Here is a 2,852-nt window from a genome sequence, read left to right as displayed (position 1 = left end):
TCAATTCGACAGATGGGAATTAAAAATCAGCGCCAGCTAATTAGATCAGCCTTAGCTGATTGCACCCATTGAAGTAAATACGCTTCACGGCGTACTAACGGTAAATTATAAGTTTAGCTGTGGTTTGCGTGGCAGTATCCAGTCCGCATACGTACAAAATTGATGCGGGCTAAGAGGCTGAAATTAAGTACTGAAACCACAGTTAAATTTATAAAATGTTAGCCTTAGTTTTTAATTCATTTTCAATGCGTACAATTTTGTTAATAAGATACTGTCCAAATTCTGGTGTAATTTTTAATTTATCTGCTCCTCTCATTAAACTTCCAAAACTATTCTTTCCACTTGGTGTCACTTTAATTTTGCCGATTTTTAAAACTTCGTTTTTTTGATTTGTAATTGTGATGTTTTGATTATTCCATTCACTACCATAAAAAGGAGTCAAATTTTCTCCTACAACAAAATAAGGCCATCTGTCATTGTCATTCCCTGTGTGCTGTAATTCTGATTTTACCTTATAAATTGAAAGAATATTTTTATGTCCTACTGCATAAGCAATTAAAATGTCATCCTTTTTTACACCGCTTGGTTTAATTTTTGAAAAATGTAAATCGCTATCAATCTCATCAAATTTTCTACTCCAGGGAATAATATTATCACTGACTCCAATAGGTTTTAGCCAATAATTTACTTTAGGATTTATGAGAAATGGATTTTCCTTAAAATCAAGATTTTTAGTTAAGTCAATCTTTATTTTGTCGATTTTTTCTTTTGGTAATGGATTGTTTTTAAGTATGTCAATGAATTTATCGATTTCATTTTCAGTGAGTGGTTTAAGAACGACTTTGCTAATTATACCATTTTCAAGTTCAGAAATCGTCTTTGGTGATTTAATAATTGTTCCCCATTCATTATTTTTCCTTAGTCCATTATCCGTAAAGTTTGCTGAAGTTACAATTGCTTTCAGAAATTCTGAATCCTTTTTTGTTATGTAAATTTTGCCGTGTAAAGAGTTTTCTATTAGAATACTTAATTCAATTTTGTTGGGATTTGCAAATTCGTATAATTTCTTAAAAAATGGAATTTTTGAATATTGGTCTTTGTCTTTTGGTTTTAATGTAGTTACAATTGAAATCCTTTTTAAATGTGAAATTTTATCGAAGGTGAAAAAGTCGAAGTTGGTTGATAAAAATGGACTTACAATGACTATTTCATCTGCAATTCTAAAATTATCTAAAAGAATTTTTAAATGATTTTCTCTAGTTAAATTACTGATTATTTCTGTTCCCATTTTATTCTTTTTTCAAAACTATGTTCAACTTTTGTTAGCCTTTCGTTTTTATATTTTCCCATTCAAGGTCTTCAATTTTCCAAGTATATTTTCTTACTTCATCTGCGACCTCTTTTAACTCTTTGTCGTTATTGATTGTCATTAAGAGTTCATCACTGATTTTGTAAAGAGTTTTGTAAGCATAAAATACTCTTTTCCTTAATGTTTTAAATCTTTCAGGGTCAATTTCTGAGTTTCTTTCTTTTAGATTTTCACTCTCCCAATTGAAGTCAGATTGTTTTAATTCAAATTCTGTTTCGTCTTCATTTATTGCCTTAAATCCAAGTCTAAGGGCAACACTTTTTGAGTTTAAATAATTTTTCTCTCCAATTGAGTTTTTTTCAATTGTAATTCTTTGACATTCTCTTTCGTCATAAAACAAATAGGGAAGAATTGATTCTTTCAATGATGTTGACAGATAACCTTTTTTTCGGCTTTTAGGAACAATATACCAGTGTAGGTCTTGATACATGTCAAGTACTGCTCCAATGTATTTATTTTGTTCATTTTTAATGAAAAAGAATCTATATGAACCAAAGTTTCCAATAATACTATCTGTCATCTTTGGTTGCTCTGACCACACTTTTGCAACATCAACGTTATTGCTTATTTGCCGAATAAAAATTGATTCGTTAGGTTTTCCGTTATTAAGTCGGTCAATATATTTTCTGATTTCTCTTTCAGTCATTAGTGTTTGTCGTTTTGGTCTTTTTAAATTAAGGCTAACGGTTGCGCTATGTTTGCGTTGCCGAGTACGGGCTTCATCTCTGTCGTGCCGCAGCGCCGTTATTGCGGGCTATGTGCTTTGTTGTCAGAACGAATACGGCAATGAAATATAGCGTTTGTTATGCGGTCGTGTTCATTTTTGTCCAATTAATTATTATCGTCAAGCTATAATTCTTCAAATTCCTCATGAGTCAGTCCATATGGAAATCCTCCAGAAGTGTATCCAGCAATAAAAGCGAAATTGTCGTCCGAGTCATTAACCGTCATGTCGAAACCCTCTGATTTGTCTTTTGCAATCCTTCTTTGTTCTATTCTCTTTTTATGTGACTCAATAATCTGATTCTCCAAATTCTCGGGAATAATTACTCCAAGGGTTTTCAACTCATTAATCGCACAAATTTTGTCTACACCAAACCATTTTGCATAACCTGAAATTAAATTCTTTCCTTCATACTTGTTTATCCAGTCTTTAGCAGCGTTTAATCGCCCTTTTCTGGTCATGCGTTTTCGTCTTGGTGTATTATTATTTTTCATTAAAATAGATTCGCTTGTCGTATTTGCAATGTCCTCAATTACATGCCGCATAACGGCCAGTTGTATGTTACGTAGGGGATTGCGTGTACATCTCTGTCCGGGTACGGACGAGAGATTGCGCGGCAATCGAAGCTACGCATACCACTGCCGCCCCTATGGAATATACAAGATGTTGAACTAAATCCCGCCAATGCGGGATAGCTCTTTTAAAAATACAGGATTCTTTTTAATATCAGTGCATTTAACCATAATAATTACTGACAAT

The 2,852-nt window shown here is 32.7% G+C and carries 3 protein-coding genes; all 3 read right to left on the bottom strand.

Annotation, left to right across the window (positions count from 1 at the left end):
- Positions 1-208: 208 nt before the first annotated feature.
- The 3 genes from FHS86_RS19050 to FHS86_RS19040 all read right to left on the bottom strand — a co-directional run bounded on the left by FHS86_RS19050 (position 209) and on the right by FHS86_RS19040 (position 2,638).
- Positions 209-1,288 carry a restriction endonuclease PLD domain-containing protein gene (locus FHS86_RS19050; protein WP_429417633.1) on the bottom strand — a complete coding sequence of 360 codons (1,080 nt, stop codon included), beginning with the start codon at positions 1,286-1,288 and terminating at the stop codon, positions 209-211.
- Between the two features lie 34 nt (positions 1,289-1,322).
- Positions 1,323-2,015: a hypothetical protein gene (locus FHS86_RS19045; protein WP_429417631.1), complete on the bottom strand. Its 693-nt coding sequence runs from the start codon at positions 2,013-2,015 to the stop codon at positions 1,323-1,325.
- A gap of 203 nt (positions 2,016-2,218) precedes the next feature.
- Entirely contained in the window at positions 2,219-2,638 is a 420-nt protein-coding gene (locus FHS86_RS19040) for a hypothetical protein (protein ID WP_429417628.1), read from the bottom strand.
- Positions 2,639-2,852: the final 214 nt, after the last annotated feature.

Origin of the sequence: Roseimarinus sediminis, assembly GCF_050433125.1 — a bacterium.
In the GTDB taxonomy this organism is placed as follows: domain Bacteria; phylum Bacteroidota; class Bacteroidia; order Bacteroidales; family Prolixibacteraceae; genus Roseimarinus; species Roseimarinus sediminis.
This window is presented reverse-complemented; position numbering and strand designations above follow the sequence as displayed.